20 protein-coding genes are annotated in these 21,270 nt (G+C 61.6%); 8 read left to right on the top strand and 12 right to left on the bottom strand.

What is annotated here, in order from left to right; all coding sequences use genetic code 11:
* Positions 1 to 162 precede the first annotated feature (162 nt).
* From I8J29_RS02405 to I8J29_RS02375, 7 genes are all read left to right on the top strand, one after another.
* The gene (locus I8J29_RS02405) at positions 163 to 945 is read left to right on the top strand and encodes an arylamine N-acetyltransferase family protein (RefSeq protein ID WP_208845978.1); all 783 of its coding nucleotides are present in this window, start codon (positions 163 to 165) and stop codon (positions 943 to 945) included.
* Positions 946 to 1,041: 96 nt separating this feature from the next.
* Positions 1,042 to 1,680: an FMN-dependent NADH-azoreductase gene (locus tag I8J29_RS02400; protein WP_208845977.1), complete on the top strand. Its 639-nt coding sequence runs from the start codon at positions 1,042 to 1,044 to the stop codon at positions 1,678 to 1,680.
* 117 nt (positions 1,681 to 1,797) lie between these two features.
* Entirely contained in the window at positions 1,798 to 2,982 is a 1,185-nt protein-coding gene (locus I8J29_RS02395; RefSeq protein ID WP_208845976.1) for an NAD(P)/FAD-dependent oxidoreductase, read from the top strand.
* A 33-nt stretch (positions 2,983 to 3,015) separates the two neighbouring features.
* Positions 3,016 to 3,933: an RNA polymerase sigma factor SigJ gene (sigJ, locus tag I8J29_RS02390; RefSeq protein WP_208845975.1), complete on the top strand. Its 918-nt coding sequence runs from the start codon at positions 3,016 to 3,018 to the stop codon at positions 3,931 to 3,933.
* A gap of 11 nt (positions 3,934 to 3,944) precedes the next feature.
* Positions 3,945 to 4,577, top strand: a complete 633-nt coding sequence (locus I8J29_RS02385; RefSeq protein WP_208845974.1) for a succinate dehydrogenase cytochrome b558 subunit — start codon at positions 3,945 to 3,947, stop codon at positions 4,575 to 4,577.
* 315 nt (positions 4,578 to 4,892) lie between these two features.
* Positions 4,893 to 5,534: a GntR family transcriptional regulator gene (locus tag I8J29_RS02380; protein ID WP_208845973.1), complete on the top strand. Its 642-nt coding sequence runs from the start codon at positions 4,893 to 4,895 to the stop codon at positions 5,532 to 5,534.
* A 286-nt stretch (positions 5,535 to 5,820) separates the two neighbouring features.
* Positions 5,821 to 6,627 carry a tyrosine-protein phosphatase gene (locus tag I8J29_RS02375; protein WP_208845972.1) on the top strand — a complete coding sequence of 269 codons (807 nt, stop codon included), beginning with the start codon at positions 5,821 to 5,823 and terminating at the stop codon, positions 6,625 to 6,627.
* A gap of 182 nt (positions 6,628 to 6,809) precedes the next feature.
* On the opposite strand, the gene I8J29_RS02370 is transcribed toward I8J29_RS02375, so the two are convergent.
* The 5 genes from I8J29_RS02370 to I8J29_RS02350 all read right to left on the bottom strand — a co-directional run bounded on the left by I8J29_RS02370 (position 6,810) and on the right by I8J29_RS02350 (position 12,829).
* Positions 6,810 to 8,603, bottom strand: a complete 1,794-nt coding sequence (locus I8J29_RS02370; RefSeq protein ID WP_208845971.1) for an ABC transporter ATP-binding protein — start codon at positions 8,601 to 8,603, stop codon at positions 6,810 to 6,812.
* Complete coding sequence (locus I8J29_RS02365) at positions 8,600 to 10,321, bottom strand: ABC transporter ATP-binding protein (RefSeq protein WP_240545826.1); 1,722 nt, start codon at positions 10,319 to 10,321, stop codon at positions 8,600 to 8,602. Before I8J29_RS02365 ends, I8J29_RS02370 begins: the two co-directional genes overlap by 4 nt.
* 508 nt (positions 10,322 to 10,829) lie before the next feature.
* Entirely contained in the window at positions 10,830 to 11,387 is a 558-nt protein-coding gene (locus tag I8J29_RS02360) for a thiol-disulfide oxidoreductase DCC family protein (protein ID WP_208845969.1), read from the bottom strand.
* A 218-nt stretch (positions 11,388 to 11,605) separates the two neighbouring features.
* Complete coding sequence (locus tag I8J29_RS02355) at positions 11,606 to 12,040, bottom strand: VOC family protein (RefSeq protein WP_208845968.1); 435 nt, start codon at positions 12,038 to 12,040, stop codon at positions 11,606 to 11,608.
* Positions 12,041 to 12,124: 84 nt separating this feature from the next.
* A complete protein-coding gene (locus I8J29_RS02350; RefSeq protein ID WP_208845967.1) occupies positions 12,125 to 12,829 on the bottom strand; it encodes an RNA polymerase sigma factor in 705 nt (234 codons plus the stop codon).
* Positions 12,830 to 13,013: 184 nt separating this feature from the next.
* On the opposite strand from I8J29_RS02350, the gene I8J29_RS02345 reads away from it, so the two are divergent.
* A complete protein-coding gene (locus I8J29_RS02345; protein ID WP_208845966.1) occupies positions 13,014 to 13,388 on the top strand; it encodes a VOC family protein in 375 nt (124 codons plus the stop codon).
* On the opposite strand, the gene I8J29_RS02340 is transcribed toward I8J29_RS02345, so the two are convergent.
* From I8J29_RS02340 to I8J29_RS02310, 7 genes are all read right to left on the bottom strand, one after another.
* Positions 13,378 to 14,685, bottom strand: a complete 1,308-nt coding sequence (locus I8J29_RS02340) for an ABC transporter substrate-binding protein (RefSeq protein ID WP_208845965.1) — start codon at positions 14,683 to 14,685, stop codon at positions 13,378 to 13,380. The two genes, I8J29_RS02345 and I8J29_RS02340, sit on opposite strands and share 11 nt — an antisense overlap.
* Positions 14,686 to 14,726: 41 nt before the next feature.
* Positions 14,727 to 15,878, bottom strand: coding sequence for an efflux RND transporter periplasmic adaptor subunit (locus tag I8J29_RS02335; RefSeq protein ID WP_208845964.1), 1,152 nt, complete (start codon positions 15,876 to 15,878; stop codon positions 14,727 to 14,729).
* A 40-nt stretch (positions 15,879 to 15,918) separates the two neighbouring features.
* Positions 15,919 to 16,794 carry a carbohydrate ABC transporter permease gene (locus I8J29_RS02330; RefSeq protein WP_208845963.1) on the bottom strand — a complete coding sequence of 292 codons (876 nt, stop codon included), beginning with the start codon at positions 16,792 to 16,794 and terminating at the stop codon, positions 15,919 to 15,921.
* 96 nt (positions 16,795 to 16,890) lie between these two features.
* The gene (locus tag I8J29_RS02325) at positions 16,891 to 17,766 is read right to left on the bottom strand and encodes a carbohydrate ABC transporter permease (protein WP_208845962.1); all 876 of its coding nucleotides are present in this window, start codon (positions 17,764 to 17,766) and stop codon (positions 16,891 to 16,893) included.
* Positions 17,767 to 18,240: 474 nt separating this feature from the next.
* The gene (locus tag I8J29_RS02320) at positions 18,241 to 19,569 is read right to left on the bottom strand and encodes an epoxide hydrolase family protein (protein ID WP_240545825.1); all 1,329 of its coding nucleotides are present in this window, start codon (positions 19,567 to 19,569) and stop codon (positions 18,241 to 18,243) included.
* 156 nt (positions 19,570 to 19,725) lie between these two features.
* A complete protein-coding gene (locus I8J29_RS02315) occupies positions 19,726 to 20,304 on the bottom strand; it encodes a YjgB family protein (RefSeq protein WP_208845961.1) in 579 nt (192 codons plus the stop codon).
* Between the two features lie 215 nt (positions 20,305 to 20,519).
* Complete coding sequence (locus I8J29_RS02310) at positions 20,520 to 21,095, bottom strand: TetR/AcrR family transcriptional regulator (protein WP_208845960.1); 576 nt, start codon at positions 21,093 to 21,095, stop codon at positions 20,520 to 20,522.
* Positions 21,096 to 21,270: the final 175 nt, after the last annotated feature.

Here is a 21,270-nt window from a genome sequence, read left to right as displayed (position 1 = left end):
TCGACGGGACGTGTCACAGACGCGAGGCGCTATGTCGTCTTAGTTCGCGAAGAGCCGGGCAAGCGCGCTGCTTGGCCCTTCGCGGGTTGTATTCGCCGCCGCGGCGCGACGGGGCGAGATGGACGAAGAAGAAGATCGCATCATGAAATTGGAGGCTGCCGCATGGATGAACTGGATCGGTTATATCGCGAACGCATCGGAATGGCTGCGGACGAACCGCTCGAATTCGCGGGATTGAGCCGCCTGCTGGAGAAGACGGCCGCCGCGTTTCCGTTTGAGAATATGCGCGTGCTGGACGGCCGGGCGTGCCCGATCACGAAGCCGTACTTGACGAACAAGCTGCTGCTGGAGAAGGAAGGCGGGCTCTGCTACGAGCTGAATTCGCTCCTCTATCTGTTCCTGGCCGAAAACGGCTTCCGCGTGGTGCTCGCAAGCGGGGTCAACTATGATCGGGAGGCGCAGCGGTATTTAACCTTGGGACGAAGCCATATCGTCGTGCTCCTCGTCTACGAAGAGCGGCGCTACCTGCTCGACGCGGGATTCGGAGCGAATTTGCCGCTGACGCCCGTTCCGCTGAACGGGGACGCCGTCGATTCCCCGAACGGTACGTTTCGTATCCGGCCGGAGGATGGCATCCCGGGCGATTGCAGACTCGAAGTGAAGATCAAGCATAAGGATACGGAGTGGCAGATCGGCTATGCCTTCGACAGCGGGACGCCGATCGCCGGGCTGACGGTCAGCGAGGACATTCGGAGACTGGTCGCGGAGCATCCCGAATCCAAGTTTAACAAGCGGCCGCTCGCCACGAAATTAACGGAGACCGGGAACATCACCCTGACGGACGACTCGTTCACGGAATGGCGGGACGGCATCGTAACGAAGGAAAGCATCGACGGTCCGCGCTATCGCGAGCTGCTCCGGACGCGCTTCGGCCTGCGGCCGTGAGCGGCAAGCAGGAATTCGAACGGTTTCCTTCCCTTCGTTGACGCTATCGAAACCGGTTATTACCGCAACTACCGCCACAACCTAGGAGGCAGCAACATGACGCAATTATTGTATATTACCGCGAACCCCAAATCGCCGGAGCATTCGGTCGGCCTGCAGGTCGGACAAACGTTTCTTCAAGCCTATCGGGAGGCTCATCCGGGCGACGAAATCATCGTATTCGACGTCTGCCGGGAGGCGTTTCAGACGGTCGACGGCGACGTGGTGCGGGCATGGGAGAAATTGAAGAAAGAACGTCTGGACTTCTCCGAGCTGAGCCCCGTCGAACAACAGAAAGTTAATGCCCTTAATGAGGTAACCGAGATGGCGGCGCGCGCCGACAAATACGTGTTCGTCTCCCCCATGTGGAATTGGGGCCTTCCGCCCCGGCTCAAGGCGTTTATCGACGCCTTCGTCATCGTCGGCAGGACGTTCCGTTACGCGGAAGGCGGACCGGTCGGCCTGCTGCGCGACAAAAAAGCGCTGCATATCCAATCGAGCGGCGGGGTTTACTCCGCGGGGCCGACGGCGGTCATGGACCATAGTCATTCCTATCTGAACATGGTGCTCGGCATCATCGGGATTCACGACGTCCAAGCGCTGTACGTGGAAGGCCATGAGCATCACCCCGAGCGCGCGCAAGCGATCGTCCGGACGGCGATGGAACGGGCCGTCAAGCTTGCCCCGGCCTGGTAACGCGGACAACGCGAAAAATCCCCCTCGCGGGGATTTTTCGCGTTAGTTGCCCGTCGGCGTCACAGCATGCGCCGCTATCTCGTCTTGTTAGCAAAGAAGCAGAAAGGATGGGCGAACATGAATACGAAAACTTGCGTCGTCATCGGCGCCGGATACGCGGGCATTCATGCCGTGAAGGAAATTCGCAAGCTGTTCGGGGATCAGGCGGGCAGCCATCCCCTCCGTCTCGTCCTCATCGACCGAAACCCCTATCATCTGCGCAAAGTGCTGCTGTTTCGGCCGGTCGTCGCCGACGAGGACATTCGCGTCCCCTTGACCGCGCTCTTCCCCGACGGGGTGGAATTGGTGCAGGGAACCGTCACGAAGATTCGTTCCGCGGAACGGAAGCTTGCGTATCGGGATGCCTCGGGCGCGGAGCTGGAGATCGATTACGACCTGCTCGTCGTCGCGGCGGGCAGCGTGGTCCGGGAACCAAGCCCCGCGCAGGGCGGCATCGCGCTCGCTTCGCTGGCACACGCGCGGCGGATTCGAAGCGCGTGGCTGGCCAATTTGGAGCGGGCCAAAGCGGAAACCGACCCGGACGAACGCGCGCGCCTGATGCGCGTCGCGATCGCGGGCGCGGGCATCAGCGGCATGGAGACCGCGGCGGAGTTGGCGCATCATGGCCGCAAGGATGCGGAGCGGCTCGGTCTCGATCCGCGGGACGTCTCCGTCGAGCTGTACAACGCGCATTGGCGGCTGTTCCTCGACGGCCCCGCCAAGGTCGGGCAGAAGCTGGAGCACTGCCTTCGGGAGCAGGGGGTCGACGTTCTGCACGAGAAACGCGTCGTCAAGGAGATCGACGGCGTCTTAACGCTGAAGGGCGGCGACGAGCGCCGCGTCGGCCTCTGCATCTGGACGCTCGGGCTGGCGCCCAATCCGATGCTGCGCGCGCTCGGCTTGCCGGTCACGGCGGAAGGCGGCGCGGTCGTGGATGCGAGCTACCGGGTCAAGGATATGCCGGGCGTCTATGCCATCGGCGACTGCGCCCGAATCGTCGCCCCGGGCGGTCAGGCCGACGGCATGACGTGCAAGGAAGCGATCCCTCAAGCGGCCAGACTCGCCAAAGTGCTGCTGGCGGATCTCGAAGGCCGTCAAGCACCGGTGCACGAGAGCTATATGAAGACGTTCTGCATCGGGCTCGGCCCCGACAAAGGCCTGACCTGGGTGAACAAATGGGGACTCGATCTCGTGATAACGGGTAAATTGGGCTGGAAAATCAAAACCTATACGTGGGAAATGGCAAGCATGCTCGCCAAATGATCGACGGCATGACCGGAAACGGAGTTGGCTCACATGGAGGAACTGTTCAAGACCTATAACGGACTGCTGCTGACGCTGGCGTACCAGATGACCGGCTCGTGGTCCGATGCGGAAGACGCGGTGCAGGACGTGTTTCTGAAGGTTTGCGACGCGAACCAGGCGAGCGCGGCGGACGATCCGAAGGCGTATTTGTGCAAAATGGTCGTCAATCGCTGCCGCGACCTGTACAAATCGGCGCGCCGACGGCGGGAGCGGTATTTCGGGGAATGGCTTCCCGAACCCGTCCCTACCTCGGAGGACGAGCCGCTCGATTTCATCCTGCAAGACGAGCTGCTCTCCTATGCGACGCTCGTCATGCTGGAGAAGCTCTCCCCCGCCGAGCGGGCGGTGTTCGTGCTGCGCGAGGCGCTCGCCTTCGAATACGCCGGCATCGCCGAAATCATCGGCAAAAGCGAGGTCAATTGCCGCAAGCTGTACAGCCGCGCGAAGAGCAAAATGGCCCTCGACGAGGAGCAGCCGGTCGTCGCCGAGCCCGCCAAGGCGGCTTGGATCCGCCAATTCGTCGCGGCGCTCGAGCAGGACAACACGGAGACGGTCGTCTCCATGCTGGCCGACGACGTCGTGCTCGTCTCGGACGGCGGCGGCAACGTATTCGCCGCCGCTCACCCGATCGCCGCGCGCGACGCGGTCTCCAAATTCCTGATCGGTTACTACCGAAAGTCGCTTCGCCTCGAGGACGGCATTCGGTTCGCATTCGGCGGCGTGAACGGCCAGACCGGAATCGTCGTCTATTCGGGGTCGCGGGTCGACTCCGTCGTGCTGCTGCATGCCGAAGGATCTTCGGTCCGCGGCATTTATATCGTCCGCAATCCGGATAAACTGAGGCTCTTCGCTTCTCCGCCGCCGTCCGCGGCAGGAAACGGATCGACCGGACCACAGACATCGAAATGAGGGCATCCAGAATGGCAAACCGCTCGTACCATTGGCGCAAACTGCATTCCCTGCTGGGCGTCATCCCGCTCGGCGGCTTCCTATTCGTGCACGCCACGGCCAACTTTCAGTCCTTCGAGCGAGGGCCGGAAGGGTTCGCGAGGGCCGTGCAGGTCATCAACAGCCTGCCTTTCGTGGCCGCGCTTGAAATAATCGGCATCTACCTCCCGATTTTATTCCACGGGATTTACGGGCTCTATATGGCGTACCAGTCGAATCTGAACGCGGGACAGTATGCGTACGGACGCAACCGGGCCTTCGTGCTGCAGCGGATCACCGGCGTCCTGACGTTCATTTTCGTGTTTTGGCATTTCTTTCAGATTCGGCTGCAAGTCTACTTGGGTAACGTGACGCATGAAGAATTAGGCGCCAGGCTGCACGAGATCGTGTCGAATCCCGTCTTCTTCGTCCTGTACATCGTCGGCGCGTTGAGCGCCGTGTTTCACTTCAGCAACGGCCTATGGGCGTTCCTCGTCAGCTGGGGCATCACGATCTCGCCGCGCGCCCAACGCGTCTCGTCCTACCTGTGCATGGGGGTGTTCGTCCTCTTGTCCGCGCTGTTCATCGGCTCGCTTGTCGCGTTCCGCGGAGACGACTTTCTATAATAGCCTATAAGGAATAGATGATAGGTCGGCATTCATCATCGAGTAGACGATTTGAGAAAACCCGCGCATCGCGCGGGTTTCTCTTGCTTATCGGGAGGCTGCTGCGATGCCTTGTACGAATCCCCGTGCATTCCCTCGCGTTCCTCATTCTACCGGTGGCACCGTAAATTTTACACAACCTTAATACGCCAGTAACATTACCCTTACATACAAGAAACATAATGCTTGCATATAGCATCGATCGATCCCTTTCGGCCAAGCCGTTAACCGCGGGAAGCCCCGATCGACCACGAACCGTAAAAGGAGCCTCTACTCATGTCCGATTTGCCATTGGTAGACATCGCCTACCGCCACGTCCGTCAAAAACTGCTGAACGGCGATTATGTGCCCGGAACGCTGCTTTCCGAGAACGAGCTTGCCGCGGAGCTAGGCATGAGCCGGACGCCGATTCGCGATGCCATGGCCGTGCTGTCGCGGGAAGGCTTCGTCGAAACGCTCAAGAAACGCGGCATTCTCGTGAAAGGCATCGACATCAAGGAATTGTACGACATGTTCGACTTATTGACGGCGTTGTACGTCTACGTGCTGGATGCCGCGGAGCCAAGCCAATACGAGGACGCGCTGCCGGCGATGAAGCAGTATCTGGACAACCTGACCGCGGCCAGCGAACGGAAGCAATACCGCGAATACTACGAGAACGGCCTCCTGTTCGTGCGGACGCTGCTCGCCACGTCGCGCAACCTGTGCATCCTGCAGACGTTCGACATGTACAAGGACAAAATCCAATATTTCGTCGTGCTGTACCGGACCGTCAACAGCCCAAACCGCCCGTATACGAGCAAAAAGCTGTACCTCGACGTCTACGATCGGCTGCTTCAAGGCAATATTACGGGCGCGAAGGAAGCGTTCGTAGCCTCGATGAGAAATAACCGCGAAGAGCTGGTGCGCTACATGTAGCCGGCATCGGAACCGCGAACCGAAGACCGTCCCCCCGAGGGCGGTCTTTTTTCCCCCTTGCTCGTCGATTAACCAGTTTTTTCCCCTCCCCTTTTACAAAACCATCAAACCTCATTAACACTCTTCTTGCTGGATCCGACAAAATCGTGGCCGAGAAGCAAAAACAGCTTGACGAATGGGCGAAAAATCAGTGACGCAATGAAGGTCATCCCGAGCCGGAGACCGGTTATGGGCGCTGCCCGGCCGATCTCCGGCTTTTTAATATCAACGACAACGAGGTGCACGCATGAACCGACTCATCCCCTTTCAAGGCACGCGCAACTTCCGCGACATGGGCGGCTATAAGACGGTTGACGGACGAACCGTCAAGCGGGGTCTCTTCTATCGCTCCGATGAATTGACGGCCATGACGGAGCAGGATCTGGCGGCGCTCCAAGCCCTTCGGATCCGTACGATCTTCGATTACCGCGACGAAAGCGAAGCGCGCCACAAACCGGATCCCGCCGTCGCCGGCGTCATGAATATACGCCTCTCGGCCGTTCCCGAAGACCAAGCCGCCTCGATGAATATGCCCGCCCGCATGGAGCAGCAGGAACGAAGCCCGCACTATATCGTGGATCTGGTCAACAGCGGATTTTTCAAACGATTCCGCGCGGAAGACATGCTGCTCGGCATGTACTCGAGGCTCGCGATCCAAAATCCGTCCTATCAACGGCTCATGGCGCTCATACGTCTCCCGGATCGGCTGGGCCTCCTCCATCACTGCACGGCGGGCAAAGACCGTACGGGCGTCGGGTCCGCGCTGATTCTGCTCGCGCTCGGCGTCCCGGAAGCCGCGATCATGGAAGACTACCTGCTTACCAACGAGACCATGAAAGCTTATAACGCGGAACAGCTGAGCCGGCTTGCCGAACACGTGAACGAAGCGGAGCTGCGCAACGTCGAACAGATGCTGGGCGTGAAGGAATCGTTCATGGAGGCGGTGTTCCGCTCGATCCGGCAGACGTACGGCAGCGTCGACGTCTATCTCGCCGAAGAATTCGGCTTGGGCCGGGACGAGCGATCGGACCTGCAGGAGATGTGCTTGGCCTGAGGCGCGATGCGGGCGACAAGGAATAGCGAGCCTCGAGGATAGCAGCGATGCTGGCGCTGATGACAGCGGTAATGTTAGCGGTGATGCTTGCGGCGATGACAACGCTGATGCTAGCGTGATAAAAGCGGCAGGACTGGTTTCCTGCCGGGCCTTGCCCCTCGCGGGTGATTCGAGCAGCCGCCTCATGCCGGCTGCTCGGCTTCTTCTTCCTCGGCGTCCGCTTTCGTATCCTCGCCTTGCCACAGCAGCCGCATCTCCGCGCTCGTCGCGAGCAGCTCGGACAGCGTGCCTTCGGCCTCGATCCGTCCGTCCTTCAGCACGAGGATGTGGTCGGCGCGCGCCAGCGCCGCCCGGCGATGGGACACCGCGATGCAGGTCACGTCCCGTTCCTTGAACAGCCGCTCCCACAGGAGCTTCTCCGTCTCGACGTCGAGCGCGCTCGACAGGTCGTCGAAGAGAAAGACGTCCGATTGCGTCAGGAGCATCCGGGCGGTGGCGGCCCGCTGGATCTGTCCGCCGGAGAGCATGACGCCGCGGGGACCGACGAACGTCTCGAGCCCGTTCTCCAGCGTGCGGAGGTCCTGCTCCATGACGGCCAGCCGAATAGCGCGTTCCAGCGCCTCCGGCGGGACGGGAGCGCCCTGCGTGATGTTCTCGCCCAGCGTGTCGCTGAACAGCCGCGGCACTTGCGGCGTATACGACGTCCGCGGCGGCTTGAGGAACGCGGCCGGATCCTCGATCAGCCGTCCGTTCCACCGGATGCTGCCTTCCGACTTCGGCAGCAGGCCGAGGAGCGTGCGGACGAGCGTCGATTTGCCCGAGCCGATCCGGCCGGTGACGACGAGGAATTTGCCGCGTTCCAGGCGGAAGCCGACGTCGCGGATGCCGTTGTCTGAATTCGGATACGTATAGGTCAGCCCTTGAACCTCCAGACGCTGCAAACGGTCGTCTTCGTTCACGTCCGGGTCTTCCGCCTCCGGAGGATCTCCGTACAGGTAGACCGGGCTATGCTCGATGACGCGGTCCTCCTCGCCCGGGCGGAACAGCCTTCGCATCCGGTCGAGCGCCACGCGCAGACGCTTGTGCTGGAAGACCATGTAGCCGAACAGCGAGACGCTGAACGAGAACGTGGTCAGATAGGACGTGAAGAGCGCGAAATCCCCGACGGTAAAGCGGCCCGCCTTCATCTCCGCGGCGCACATCAGAAGGATGACGCCGGTGCAGACGGTCAGCACGTGCTGGTTCATCGAGCGCATCCATTGCTTGAACAGATTGTCTCTCAGGGCCGCCTTCCGCCGGCTCTCGTTCAGTTCGAGGAACCGGTTCAGCACGTGGTCCTCCGCCCGTCCGAGCTTCACCGCCTGCACGGCGCCGAACGTCTCCGCGATGAAGCCCGTAATTCGGCCGGTCGCTTCCCGGTTCAACCGCGAATACCGCCGCGCCCGGTTGCCGGACAGGTTGTTGAGCAGCGTGACGACGACGAGCGGGAGAATGGCCACCAGCGTGATCTGCCAATTGATGCGGGTCATGATCACGATGCAGGCCGTCGCGTAGATCAAGCGGCCCCAAAAATCGACCCAGGATTCGACGTATTCGACGACTTCGTCCACGTCCTCCCGGAACCGGGTCATCGCGTCCCCGGGCGAGGTCGGCAGGTTGCGTCCTGGCCAGCGCATGATGCCGGCCAGCATGTTGCGACGCAGAATGGCCTGCAGGTGATAGATGTACGTCACCCACTCGTAGAAAGCGGCGAAGAACATCCCGACGCGGGAGAAGCGGATCAACGCGACGACGATTAGCGGCAGCGCGAGCCAGAGATAGTCGTGGGACTGGGTCGTCGAGCGGTCGAAGAACCATTTCATCCCGAGTCCGATGCCGACGGGCATCGCGTGGAAGATGCCCCACAACAGGCCGTTGATCAAGTAGAGCATGGGGTTGTAGCGAAACAATCGCCCCACGAATTGCGTGACGGTCATGCCAATTCCTCCTGTCGGTCGGCTCTCAGCAGCCGGGCGTATTCCGATGCCGGATCCTGCGCCAAGCTCGCGCGCGCGCCGAACTCGACGATGCGGCCCTGGCGCAGCACCATGATCTTGTCGACGCGGTCGAGCGTAGCCAGCCGGTGGGCGATCACGATGCCCGTGCACCGCTCCAGCAGCTGGTCCACGGCCTTCTGCAGAATCGCCTCCGTCGCGGCGTCCAGCCGCGAGGACGGCTCGTCGAGGATGACCAAGCTAGGCTGGGTCAGGAACACCCGCGTCAGCGCGAACAGCTGCGCTTCCCCCGCGGAGAGCGAAGCGCCGCCGGCGGCAAGGCGCGCGTCCAGCCCGCCCGGCATCGCCTCGATCCACGGACGCAGCCCGAGCCGCTCGGTCGTCTCGAGAATCGCGTCGTCCGCGAGCTCCGGGTTGAACAGCGTCAGGTTGTCGCGAAGGGTACCGTCGAACAGCTGAACGTCCTGCGTGACCATGCCGACTCTGCGATAGAGCGACGCCAGCTTCAAGTCGCGGATATCCGTGCCGCCGACCCGGATGACGCCGCCGTCCAAGTTATACAGCCGGAGCAGCAGCCGGCTGATGCTCGACTTGCCGCTCCCGGTCCGTCCGATGAGGCCAAGCCGCTCGCCCGGCTTCAAGCGAAAGGTGATGTCGTGCAGGATCCGCTGGTCCGCATTGTAGCCGAAGCTAACGTGCTCGAACGATACGGACAGCGGGCCTTGCGGCAGGTCGTCCTGCCCGCCTTCCGCGATCTCGCTTCGCAGCGCGAGCAGCTCTTGGGCGCGGCGCATGCCGGACTTCGCTTTCTGGAATTCCTGCAGCTGATCGCCGAGCTGCTCGATCGGATCGTTCAGCATTTGCGTGTACTGGAAGAAGAGGAACAGCATGCCGAGCGTGATCTGCCCCTGCACGTACATGCGGACGCTGAGCATCAGCACCGCGGTCACGGCGATCGTGAACAAGACGACCGTGACGTTCCAAGGCAGCACGCGGCGCATCCAAGCTTTGCGGCCGGCGAGGAAGACCGCGCGCATCGCGCGGTGATAGCGGTTCATGAGCCGCGGCACGCCGCCGTTCGCCTGCACGTCCTCGATGCCCGCGATCCGCTCCTCGATCAGGCCGTACAGGGCGGCGTTCGCTTGACGCTCCGTTTGGGAGGCGCTTACGCCGATGTCGCGGAGGCGGAACATGACGCCGACGGACAGGACGGTAAAGACCGTCATCGTCGCGGCAATCGGCCAATTGTAGGCGTACATGTAGCCGAGTATGCCCGCGAGCAGGACGAAGCTGCCCACGATTTTGGCGATGAACATGGCGAAGAAGTTCGACATGTGAGTCACGTCGCCGTCGATGCGTTCGATCATCTCGCCCGGCGACTTGACGTTATGGAATCGCATGTCGAGCCGCAAGACGTGCTTGAGCAGGTCGGCGCGAATTCGGTTGGTCGCCCGCCAGGAGACGTCGTTCCCCAGGTAGTCGACCGAGACCGTGAACAGTTGGTTGCATACGGCGACGACGAGATACAGTCCCGCCAGCGACAGCAGCCCGGAGACGCTCCCCGAGCCGGTCGCTTGGTCGATGAAGCGTTGGACGATTTGCGGATTCACGAGCTGCAGCGCCGTCGTGGCGAGCAGCAGGAGCAGCAGCGCGAGCATCCGCCATTTGACGGGCCGCAAGTAGCGGAAAAGCCAGGTCATGGATGGTTTTGGCGGTGCTGACGGTTTTGATGTGTTTGGCGGATTTGGCGGTTTCGGCGTGCGCGTTCGGTTTTGCGGCATGATGCGGAGAACCCCTTTCTGTCGTTGGCAATCGCGGCTGAACCGTGGCCGTGCAGGCGGGGACCTGGAGAAAACAATAAAAAGCTCCAGGCGCAACCGCCTGGAGCGAGGTATACAGGGGAATCAATGCATACGCACGGCAGGGTCAGCCAATGGTTTCAAGCCTATGCGGTTGGATGGAATTGGATGGAATCGCGGCGATAGGGTTTGCCATTGGGAAGACCTCCTTTGCTCGATCCTTCGTTCGGGATCTGGAATAAGGACACTATATCACGGGCTTTCGAACAGCGTCAACCAGAATCTGGATGTTGGGCTGGACTTCTTGTCGGCCTTGCCTTTCTTTCTAGCCAGATTCCTGCGACCGCGCCGCGAAGCAGAAAATCCGGCATCGGGGCGCCGAAGCCAAGCTGACCGCAAGCCAGCTCCATCATGGCTGGTCCCCCTCCCCGTCTTCGATCAGCCTGCCGCGCAGATTCGAATCGGGCAGCGCGCAGCCAACCCCGTCCCGGCCAAACCAGCGATAGCGCCGGCGCGCGACGAAATCATACGCGCGGTCGCGGATGAACGCGGGAATCAGGATGGCGGCGTACAGCAGCGGCCACGGCCCGTCGAGCTCGCGCAGAACGCGAAGCGCCGCGCCGGATTTGACGTCGCAGCGCCCGTTCGCGATCAGGACGAAGGTGTCTGCCGGCCCGGCGGCCGCGCGGCCGCGTCGATTCGGCCCGGATGCCGTCGAACGGCCGTCGTTCCTGGCGGCTGCGCGTTTATCGGCTGCATGTCCTTCGTCTGTTGTCCCATCAGCCGCATGACGTCCGGCTTCCGCCAATAACCGTCTTGCCGCGGCCGAATCGAGCGCGGCGAACCGAAACCGTCCCGCGGCATCGCGCTCGCCGACGAAGCGCGCCAGCCAATGGCAGAGCGGACAGTCCCCGTCGATCAGAAGGATGACGGCGTCCGCGTCCGACGCGGATAACTTCTTGTTCATGGCTGTCCTCTCCTCCCTATAGCGCCATTGTACGCCGGGGGCCGGAAGCTGCTCAGTGCCAACTTTCATAGCCGCATGCCGAATAGGGGTACTACGCCCGGTAGTACCCCTATTCGCCCCTCGCACGGTCAACCGTATCCGCGGGGGCATCCCGCTAACCGACGCTCTCGCCCGCGAAAAAGGCCGCCGGCTTGGCAGCCTCGTCATCCGTTGTCGAACTACGGCGTTGGAACGCCGGCCGCGACCGGCAGCTGCCACACCTGAAACTTGTTGCCGTCCGGATCCTTGAAGTTCAGCTGCAAGCCGCAGCTTCCTTCGTCGCGGACCGTCTCCTCCATCCAGGCGCCCGCCTGCCCCAACGCCTCGTGCATGCCGCGGATATCGTCCGTTTCGAAGCAGATCGGAAACATCTCGAACGGCGAGCCGTCCTCCGTCCAGCCGGTCGTCTCGAAGCCCAGCGGATGGCCTTCGCCGCAGGGCAGCAGGAACAACCATTGGCCGCTGTCCATGATCATAATCGCCCCGCGGCCCGGTTCGATCGGGGAGCGGAGCTTCAAGCCGAGCACGCGCTCGTACCACGCCGCCGACGCGGTCACGTCCTTGACCGGCAAATACGCGCATTCGATCCGTTTCAACAATGCCTTGTTCGCCATTTCCATATCCTCCTCAAGGGTTGCTGTCCGTTCCCTTACTAAACGATCCGGGAACCCCATTCCATACAGGCCGATCGAAAATATTTACGCGCCGAAAGCCGATACGACCATCAGCACGTTGCCGTCCGGATCCTGAAAGGCAAAATGCGTCTTGCCGCCCAAGGCCCGAATGCCGTTCAATCTGGCGCCGGACGCGGACAATGCCAAGTAGGCCTCCTGAATCGCCGCAGGCTGCCGCTCGCGGAACGCGTTCAGCACGGCTTCGAAGAAGGCCGCATGCCCGGAAGCGTTCCCCGCGGCCGCGTTGACCGGGCGGTTGCCGCGTCCGGCCCCCTTCTCGCCGGCGTCGCGCTTCATCGCCCGCAGCCGGGCGCGCGCCCTCGACAACGCGACTTGAGCCGCGACTTCCGAGCCGCCGAGCCAGGCCGCCGTCTCCTTCGCCGTAAAGTCGAACACGTCCATGAACAGCAGGATGACGAACGGTTTCGGCGGCAAGCGCCAGGCCAGCTCTTCGAGATGCTCGCGCACGTCCAGCTCGTCGTCCGATGCCCCGAAAGCCCCTCGCGGCGCCTCCTCGGGATACGGCACCATCGCGATCCGCGACGAGCGCCGGGTACGGTCGATCCATAGATTTCTCGCGGTCCGGCACGCATACCGGAAGCTGATATCCCGCGCCGGCTTCTCCGCGGTCACGCCGAGCAGCCTGAGAATCGCTTCCTGCGCGAGGTCCTCCGCGTCCCAGCCGCATCCCGTCAACTGCCGGCAATACCGCAGCAGCGGCCGTCTCATCGTCTCCAGCCCGTCAAGCGGGCCTATGTTTTCCGTTCGCATACGGTACTAATTCGGAGTCGGACAAAATTTTCCTTCCAGGCATGCAAAAAGCCGCAATCGATGCGGCTTCGATGGTATGATGAGGGTGTCATGAAGGTGGACAAATCCCGGCGGCGCTTCGCCGTCCATGAGGAGGAAAACAATGCGCGTAACCGGCATTACCGCACAACTGCGCACGACGGATCTCGAGGCCTCCATTCGCTTCTACACGGCTCGGGCCGGCATGGAGCTGGCCTTCCGGCACGGGGACTTCTATGCCGGCATTCGTGCCGGCAACCAAGAGTTCCACCTTAAGCTGGTCGATGAGCCGGACCCTTCCATCGCTTACACGCGCGAGGGCGAGCATTTCCATCTCTACTTCGCGACGGACGATGCCGCGTCCCTGGCAGCGTCGCTGGAAGCCCGGGGCGTTCGCCTGCTGCGGGACGTGCAAGAGACCGCATGGGGCACGAGGGAATTCGTGATCGAGGACGACCAAGGCCATACGCTTTACTTCGGCGAGGCGCTTATTCGTTAAGATAGGTCGTCACCCGGTTCTGAATCAGCTTCGCCGCTTCTTCCGCGGACTTTTGCCCGCCGAAGTAGGTGATCGCTTCTTCGCCGACGATGTTCATCAGTCGGCTGTCCGGCAGGGCGTAATTCGTCGCCGTGTCCAGCAGCTGCGCGTACTGCGCGAATCGCTCGTCCGGGACGTTGACGGGCTTCCCGCCGGGCAGCTTGTACGTCCCGGCCTTCGCCTGCTGCCGCAGCTCGTCGAGCTGCGCCGCGTTCACCGATTTGAGCAGCGACATGCCCGGTCTGGCCGGCAGCGATTGCCCTTCCTTGGACAAGGCGTACGCGATGAACGCCCATGCCTTGTCTTGGACCGTCGATTTGGCGTTGACGGCGAGCTGGCGCTGCGGAATGATCCGCATGCCGCCCGGCTGGCCCGCCGCATGCGGCTTTTGCACCAGCACGGGATTGGCGAACAGCGCGTAAGGCCCGTTGATGAAGTCGGCCGGCGATTGCAGGACCGCCGAGTAGAACAATTGCTTGCCGGACGCCGCCGGATCCGCGCTCATGACCCGATCGTCGTACATCTGCTTGATCTGCTTCATCATTGCCGTGAATTCCGGCCCGTCGAAGCTCGCCTTGCGGGCCGCGCGATCCACGAAGGCCGGGTAATTGTCGATGAACATTTCTTGCAGCAGCATGTCCGGCGTATAATCGGTCATGGCGTACCGGCGTTCCTTGCCGCTTGCTTGCTCCCGTTCGATCGCCTGCCGCGCGAACGCCGCGAAATCGGTCCAGGTCCACTTCCGTTCGTCGTAGCTTTCCGTCTGCAGCGCGTCGCCGTCGCCGATGAACGCCCGCAAGGAAAATCCGGCGGGAACGGCATAGGTGCCGCCGTCCAGCTTGACCGCCTGCAGGATGTTCGTTTCCAGATCGTTGCGATCGAGCTCCTTCTCCTGCGCCAGCCGGTCGTCCAGATTCACGAACGTTTTTTTGTCCAAGTAATCCTGGACCGGCAGACTGTCGGTCTCGTAGAGATCCGCGCCTTTCCCGGCCAGCAGCTCCGCGTTGGCCGTTTTTTGATATTCCTGGCCGTAGGCTTTGATTTGCACGTCGATCGCCGGATATTTCGCTTCGAACCCTTTCTCCAGCGCCGCGTAATAGTCGCTCTGCTTCTGAATGGCCAGCTTCAGCACGGTCTTCCCCTTCGCGGTGCCTTGCTCGCTGGCGGCCGCGGGTTCGGCCCCTTCGTCTCCGGAGGCGCAGCCGGTCGCGGCCATGGCCAGCAAACCGGCCGCGCATAGAATCAGCCATTTGTTCATGCGTTCATTCCTCCCATTCGTTGCCCCGCCGCGGCGCTCGGCTATTGCAGCCGTACGCGGTCGCCGTCCTGCAGGGGCTCGCTGCTCGCTTGGATGATCAAGTCGTGCTCGTAAATCGCATCCGATTGAATCATCGTCTCCGTGCCGTTCGACCGGCTGTCCTTCAGCGGGACCTTGCGCGCGATATAAATGTTGCCCAGCGCGCCCCGCTGCTCTTCGATCCGATAGACGTAGTCGCCGTCGCGGTCCCGGTGAACGGCGTCGCCGGACACGATCCATCCTTCTTCGCCCGAACGCTTCTCCAGCCGGAGATGCGCCTGCTCACCTCCTTTCAGCCCGGGGTCGGCAAGCCGAATCCGCAGCCGCTTTTGCGGAATCGCCGCCGGGGCCTCGCCGGACGCGCCGGACGAGACGTCCGCCCGCGGACCGGTATCGGCGAGCTCGGCCACGGTCCCTTGCACGGTTCGCGGCGGCTGGCCCGGCGCGGCGACGTCGACGTCGATCCGCTGCCCGACCGCGACGCCGAGATCGGACGCGAGCGCCGCATCCACGGCGAGCTCGAACCGAAACCCCTGGCCGCTGCCGGCCATAACCGCATCCGGCTCTCCGCCGGACGCCGAGCCTTCCACGGCATGCAGAGCCGTGATCGTGCCGTCGTACGGCGCCGTCAGCATCCGCTCGTCGTCCAGTTTCTTCCGAAGTCCGCCCAGCTTCCGCTCCTGCGTCGCCAGGTCGAGCTTCTGCGCGTCGATGTCGCGCTTCGCGCCGCGAATCTGGAAGGGATCGCCCTCCCTCGCGAGCTGTATGTACCGGTCTTGCGCGCTCTCTAGTTCGAGCTTCATCTTCGCGAGCAGTGCCGTCTCGTCCGCCAGCTCTTGCTCGGCCGCCGAAGCGTCGTAGGTGATCAGCGTCTGGCCTTGCTTCACCCGATCCCCTTCCCGGACAAGAATGTCCCGCACTTTCCAGCCGGCAGGATTCGCCAGCGACGCGACCGATACGGGCTGGACCGTGCCGCTGCCCTCGAGCGCGAACGCGAGGCTGCCGCTTGCCGCTTCCTCCGCGGTCGCCTTCGGCAGGGTGAACGACAGCAGCGTCTGGCTGAAAAAGGTAAAAAACAACAACAATCCCGTTCCGGCGAGAAACAGCAAACGAATCGTTCGTTTGCGCCCGCGGTCGGCCGTTTCCTCTCGCATCTTCCGTTCTACTCCTCTGCACAGTTTGACTGCTGACCGGCTACCCCTTGATGCCCGACAATTGCACGCCTTCGATGAAATACGTTTCCGCGTACAGGAACAGCAGCACCATCGGCGCCATATAGACGACCGAGGCGGCGAACGCGATTCCTTTGTCCGCGCTCAGCTGCGCCAGGAAGACGGACAGCGGCTGCTTGAACGGATCCTGCAAAAAAACGAGCGGCTGCTCCACCATGTTCCAATAGTCCACGAACAGCAAAATGACGAGCGCGGCGATGCCCGGCTTTACCATCGGGAGGATTATCGAGCCGAAGATCCGGACGTGACCGGCGCCGTCGATCTTCGCCGCTTCGATGTAGGCATAAGGGATGTGCAGCATGAATTGCCGGAGCATGAACACGCCGAACGCCGCGAAGATGCCCGGCAGGATGATGGCGCCGCGGCTGTTCATCAGCCCCAGCTGATCCGCCATGATATAATTGGGCACCAGCGTGACCTGGAACGGCATCAGCATCGTCAGCAGGTACGCGAGAAACAGCGATTCGCGGCCGCGAAACCGCAGCTTGGCCAGCGCATAGGCGGCGCAAGCGGCGGCGGCCGTCTGCCCCGCGATGATCGGCGCGACCAGCCCGGCCGAATTCCAGAAGAGCTTCAAGTAATCCGGAGTATCGATCAATAGTTTGCGATAGTGCTCCAGCGACGCTTGATCCGGCACCAGCTTCACGTTCGCGAAGCGCGCCTCCCTTCCCGGCTGCCCCGCTTCCGTCTGCCCGACGGAGCCGTAGTCGATGCCGATCTCCATGCCGCTCATGAACGAATCGGCGCACGTGAGGACGACGGGGAACAGCATCAGCAGCGCGACGGCTCCCAATATGAGCGTTAGCGCGCCTTTTTGCGCGACCTTAAGCGCGGACATGAACGTTTCCCACCCCTGTTCCAGTAACTTCGAGTTAAAACCGCTAATCAACTCCCGCCCGCCAAGCTCCATGATCTCCCGCGCCGATGCCGAAGGTTAGTCCATGAACCGCCGGTATCGCCGTTCCAGCGCGAATAGTCCCAGCACGATCAACAGGAAGCACGCGGCCATCAGCGTCGCGCCCGCCGTCAGCTTCTGCAGGTCCAACGACAGGAACATGTTGTTCATGTAGTGCTGCAGCATATAGATGCTGTCATGCGGATATTCGCCGCCGATCAGGTACGTCTCCCGGAACACCTTAAACGAGTTCATGATCGATACGACGACGACGAAGAACGTCGTGGAGGTCAGATACACCAGCGTCACGCTGCCGAACTGGCGAAGGCGGCCCGCTCCCTCGATCCGGGCGGTCTCGTAATAATCTTGCGGAATCTGCTGCAGCCCCGCCAGGAACAGAATGATGTTGTAGCCGACGTTCTTCCACAGGTAGAAGGCAATCACCGCATAGCGGGCGGAAGCCGACTTCATCCAATCGAGGCGATCGAAGCCGAACCACGCGAGCCAAGCGTTCAAAGCGCCGTTCCAGTCCAGCAGGATCTGCCAAATCAGGACGACGGACGCAGCCGGCACGACGAGCGGCAGCACATAGGCGGTTCGCAGCCATCGGCGCAGGTAGCTGCCGCGGTTCAGCAGCAGCGCGAGCGTCAGCGACAGCGCAAGGTTGAGCGGCACGCTTGCCGCGCTGAAGAAGAACGTGTTGGCCGCCGCCTTGCGGAACGAGCCGCTCGCGAGCAATTCGCGGTAATTGGCCAGCCCGGCGAAATGGCCGCCATCCGGCCCGGCCAGAAAGGAATCGAACACGCTCATGGCAAACGGGATCAAATAGAACAGCGCGAACCCGATCAAGCTCGGCGCCAAAAACGCCCAGGCTGCCGGCGCATCCCTGCGGCGCAGCGAACTCCAAAACCTCATGGCCGAATCCCTCCCGTCCTTCTTGCTTACAGCCTAAGGCAGACTCATTAAGAAAAACGCGGCAGAAAGTAAAATTTCCCTTAAACGACTGGTGAGGCTGGAGAGAAAGGTTATTTAATGACATAAACCATCGTAAACGCAGCACTATGGCCGGGGAGGGTCAAACGAGGACGGAATTACATAATTATTATTATGTTAACTTTCAAATTTAATGTGATGAATAGCTTGGTCGACAAGATAACGAACGCAAATTCCAATTTGCTCGACTTGGCAAAACCAAAAAAACCTTAGGAACCGGATCGCGCGCTCCAAAGGAAAAAAAGAGACCCGCGGCAAAAACCGCGGGCCAAAGTGTTTATTTTAAAAAGGGGGTCGAGTTCTAGTATAGGCTTGTTTCGTTATGGCAGGATGAACGCAACATTGCAATCGTATTACATTTGTTAACGAACGCTTTACGTTCCCTGCCGCAGCCGTCTAACCGTTCGTCCCCTTGCGCAGCGGCTTGAACGCCGCCCGCAGCTCTTCCGTAAACAAAGCCGGCTGTTCCCATGCCGCGAAATGCCCGCCTTTATTCACCCGGTTGAAATAGATCAGATTCGGGTACGCCTGCTTGGCCCAGCTCTCCGGGGCTTGATAGAGCTCGTCGGGGAAGACGCTGATCGCGGCGGGGATCTTGACGCCCTTCGCGGTGAAGAAGGGATGCTTGTTCTCCCAATAGAGGCGAGCCGAGGAAATCGGCGTATTCGTCAGCCAGTACAGCGTGATGTTGTCGAGCACGTCGTCCCGCGACAGTCCCTCGGGCTGTCCGGCGAACGCCCGGCTGATCAGCTCCAGGCTCTTCGCGTCGTGATCCAGCATGAAGGCGGCCAGCCCGACGGGCGAATCGGCCAGGCCGGTCAACGTTTGCGGACGCGTGCCCATGAGCTCGGCGTAGCCGATGTGACCGTAGACGTAGGCCAGCTCGTTCCACGCGCGCTGCTCCTCTTCGGACAGTCCGGGGAGCATCGGGCTGCGGCATGTCAGCGCCTGATGGATGGGAATCGGCACGGTTCCCGGCATGTTGGAATGAATGCCGAGCAGGCCTTTCGGCTGCTGCACGCCCATCAAGTCCGTGATGATGGCTCCCCAATCCCCGCCCTGCGCCACGTACTCGTCGTAGCCCAGACGTTTCATGAGCACGTCCCACGCGCGGGCGATGCGGTCGGGATCCCAGCCGGTCGTCGTCGGTTTGGAGGAAAATCCGTAGCCGGGAATGGACGGAATCACGACGTCGAACGCATCCTCCGCTTTGCCGCCGTACGCCGTCGGGTCCGTCAGCGGCCCGATGATCTTCAGCATCTCGATGAACGAGCCCGGCCAGCCGTGCGTGAGGATGATCGGCAGCGCGCCTTTATGCTTCGAGCGCACGTGGATGAAGTGAATGTCTTCGCCGTCGATCGTCGTGACGAATTGCGGAATCGTATTCAGCCGGTTCTCGAATTTACGCCAATCGTAATCCGCGGCCCAGTAATGCGCGAGCGCCTGGATGGTGGCGAGCTGCACGCCCTGCGATTGGTCGGATACCGTTTCCTTGTCCGGCCATCGGGTCGCGAGAATACGCCTGCGCAGGTCGGCCAGCTCCGCGTCAGAGAAATGCACGCGAAACGGCCGAATGGCCGCCGTCTCCTTACGGCCGCCGGCCATTGCCTCATGAATAGGCGCCGCTTCGGACGGCTGCCGGGCGGCGGCAATCGTCCCGAAGCTCGTCAAGCCCATGGCCAGCGCCAACATCATCGTCATTCGCTTACGGAAGTTGTCCCTCATGAATCAAGCGCTCCAATCGAGTAAGTAGTGTTGTGGATAGCCTGCCTTGCATTAAGTTCCAACCGCCGGGCGATTTCTATTCGTAGGCGCAACGAATAAAAAACGGCGCGAGGGTTTCCCCTTTCGCGCCGCCATGGTCCTTCCCGCCTCGGCCGATCAACGTTTGAGCAGGTTAATATGGTCGAGGTTCGTGCTGCTGTTGAAGATGAACGCGAGCTTGTACTTGCCGCGGTTGTAGGTGATTTTTTGCTGGACCAGCGAACCGTTGCGGATGACGACCGAGCCGGAAGGCTTCCCCCATTTGGTAAACAGCAGCTTCTTCGATATCCCGCCGATGTTCGTCTGCCGTTCGACCTGGGTGCCGAAGTAGCGCATTTCCCGAACCTTGTTCAGCTTGTAGGCGATGGCATAGCCGGGATGCCCCATCTCCGCGTGATACAAGTCGAACCCGTCCGCGTTCGTTCTCGTCTTGTCCGGTTGGCCGATCTTGCCGATGACGTTCTGGCGCGTGCTGGCCCCGATTGTCAATCCGCTCGCCTCGCCGGGGAATTGTCCGGCCAGCGCCGGTTTATAAAAGCCGTTCAACGTCTTCAGCGCCATCGCCGCGTCGCTGGCGTTGAATGGCCGGATTTTCCTGGCCGCTTCGCGGGCGTCGGCATGCGGGGCGGTACCGGATGCCGCGATCATGCCGGCGAGCGTGCCGAGCAGCGCGATCGTTGTCACATAGTTTCTCATCTAAATCCCTCCGGCGTTCGATTATCTGAGCTAGAGTCTGGGTCTGAGTCGGAATTCGAATCATCCCCGATAATTTACCCGGATGCCCGGCGAATTAACCGTCTTCATCGGCTTGATGAACCCTCTCGAGCCACCGCTGCGACGCGCGGTCCCGCGATCGAATTCGCGGCGCGCGCAAAAGAAGGATCACGGCTTAACGCCATGATCCTTTCGCTTTAATCCAGCATTTTCATGTGCATATCGATGATCGCGCGCAATTTATCGCGGTCCGTTATTGTCTTCGCCATGACGGTCAGGCCGATGTAGGCGTTCATCAGGGAAGCAGCCAGCCCTTCGGTATCCAGCGCGTCGCCGAGTTCGCCGGATTGCCGGCCGCGCGCGATCAGGTCGCGGAACCACTGCTCCGTCCGGCTCCAGCTGCGGAGCACCCGGTCCTTCGCTTCCGGGTCGTGCTTGGCCAGCTCGACGGCCGTATTGACGATGAAGCAGCCGTCCGGATGCGGTTTATCCGCTTGGAGGGTCGCTTCCAAGAGCATCCGAATGGCCTCCTTGGCGGAACGGGCCTCGGCGACGCGGCCCAGAACGGCCTGCTCGGTCAGGTCGGCGTAGCGGTCCAAGGCTCTGAAGTACAACGCCTGTTTGTCGCCGAAGGTATCGTACATGCTGCCTTTATGAATCCCCATATGCGCGACCAAATCCTTCATGGACGTCTTCTCGTAGCCCTGCTCCCAGAAGAGCCGCATCGCTTTCTCGATGACGGCGTCTTGATCGAATTCTTTCGTCCGTGCCATGGTTCGGTCCCCTTTCCGTTGATGCCAATGTAGCATATCTGGAACAACCGGTCAAGAAAATGCCGCGTCCCTACCGGCAGCGGTACGAATTGGCCGACACGGCTGCAAAAAAGAGCGCCTCCCCGCGATCGATGACGGCGTGGTGCTGGCTTCATCGCGGAAGGCGCGCTAAAAC

This window comes from Paenibacillus artemisiicola (assembly GCF_017652985.1).
In the GTDB taxonomy this organism is placed as follows: domain Bacteria; phylum Bacillota; class Bacilli; order Paenibacillales; family Paenibacillaceae; genus Paenibacillus_Z; species Paenibacillus_Z artemisiicola.
This window is presented reverse-complemented; position numbering and strand designations above follow the sequence as displayed.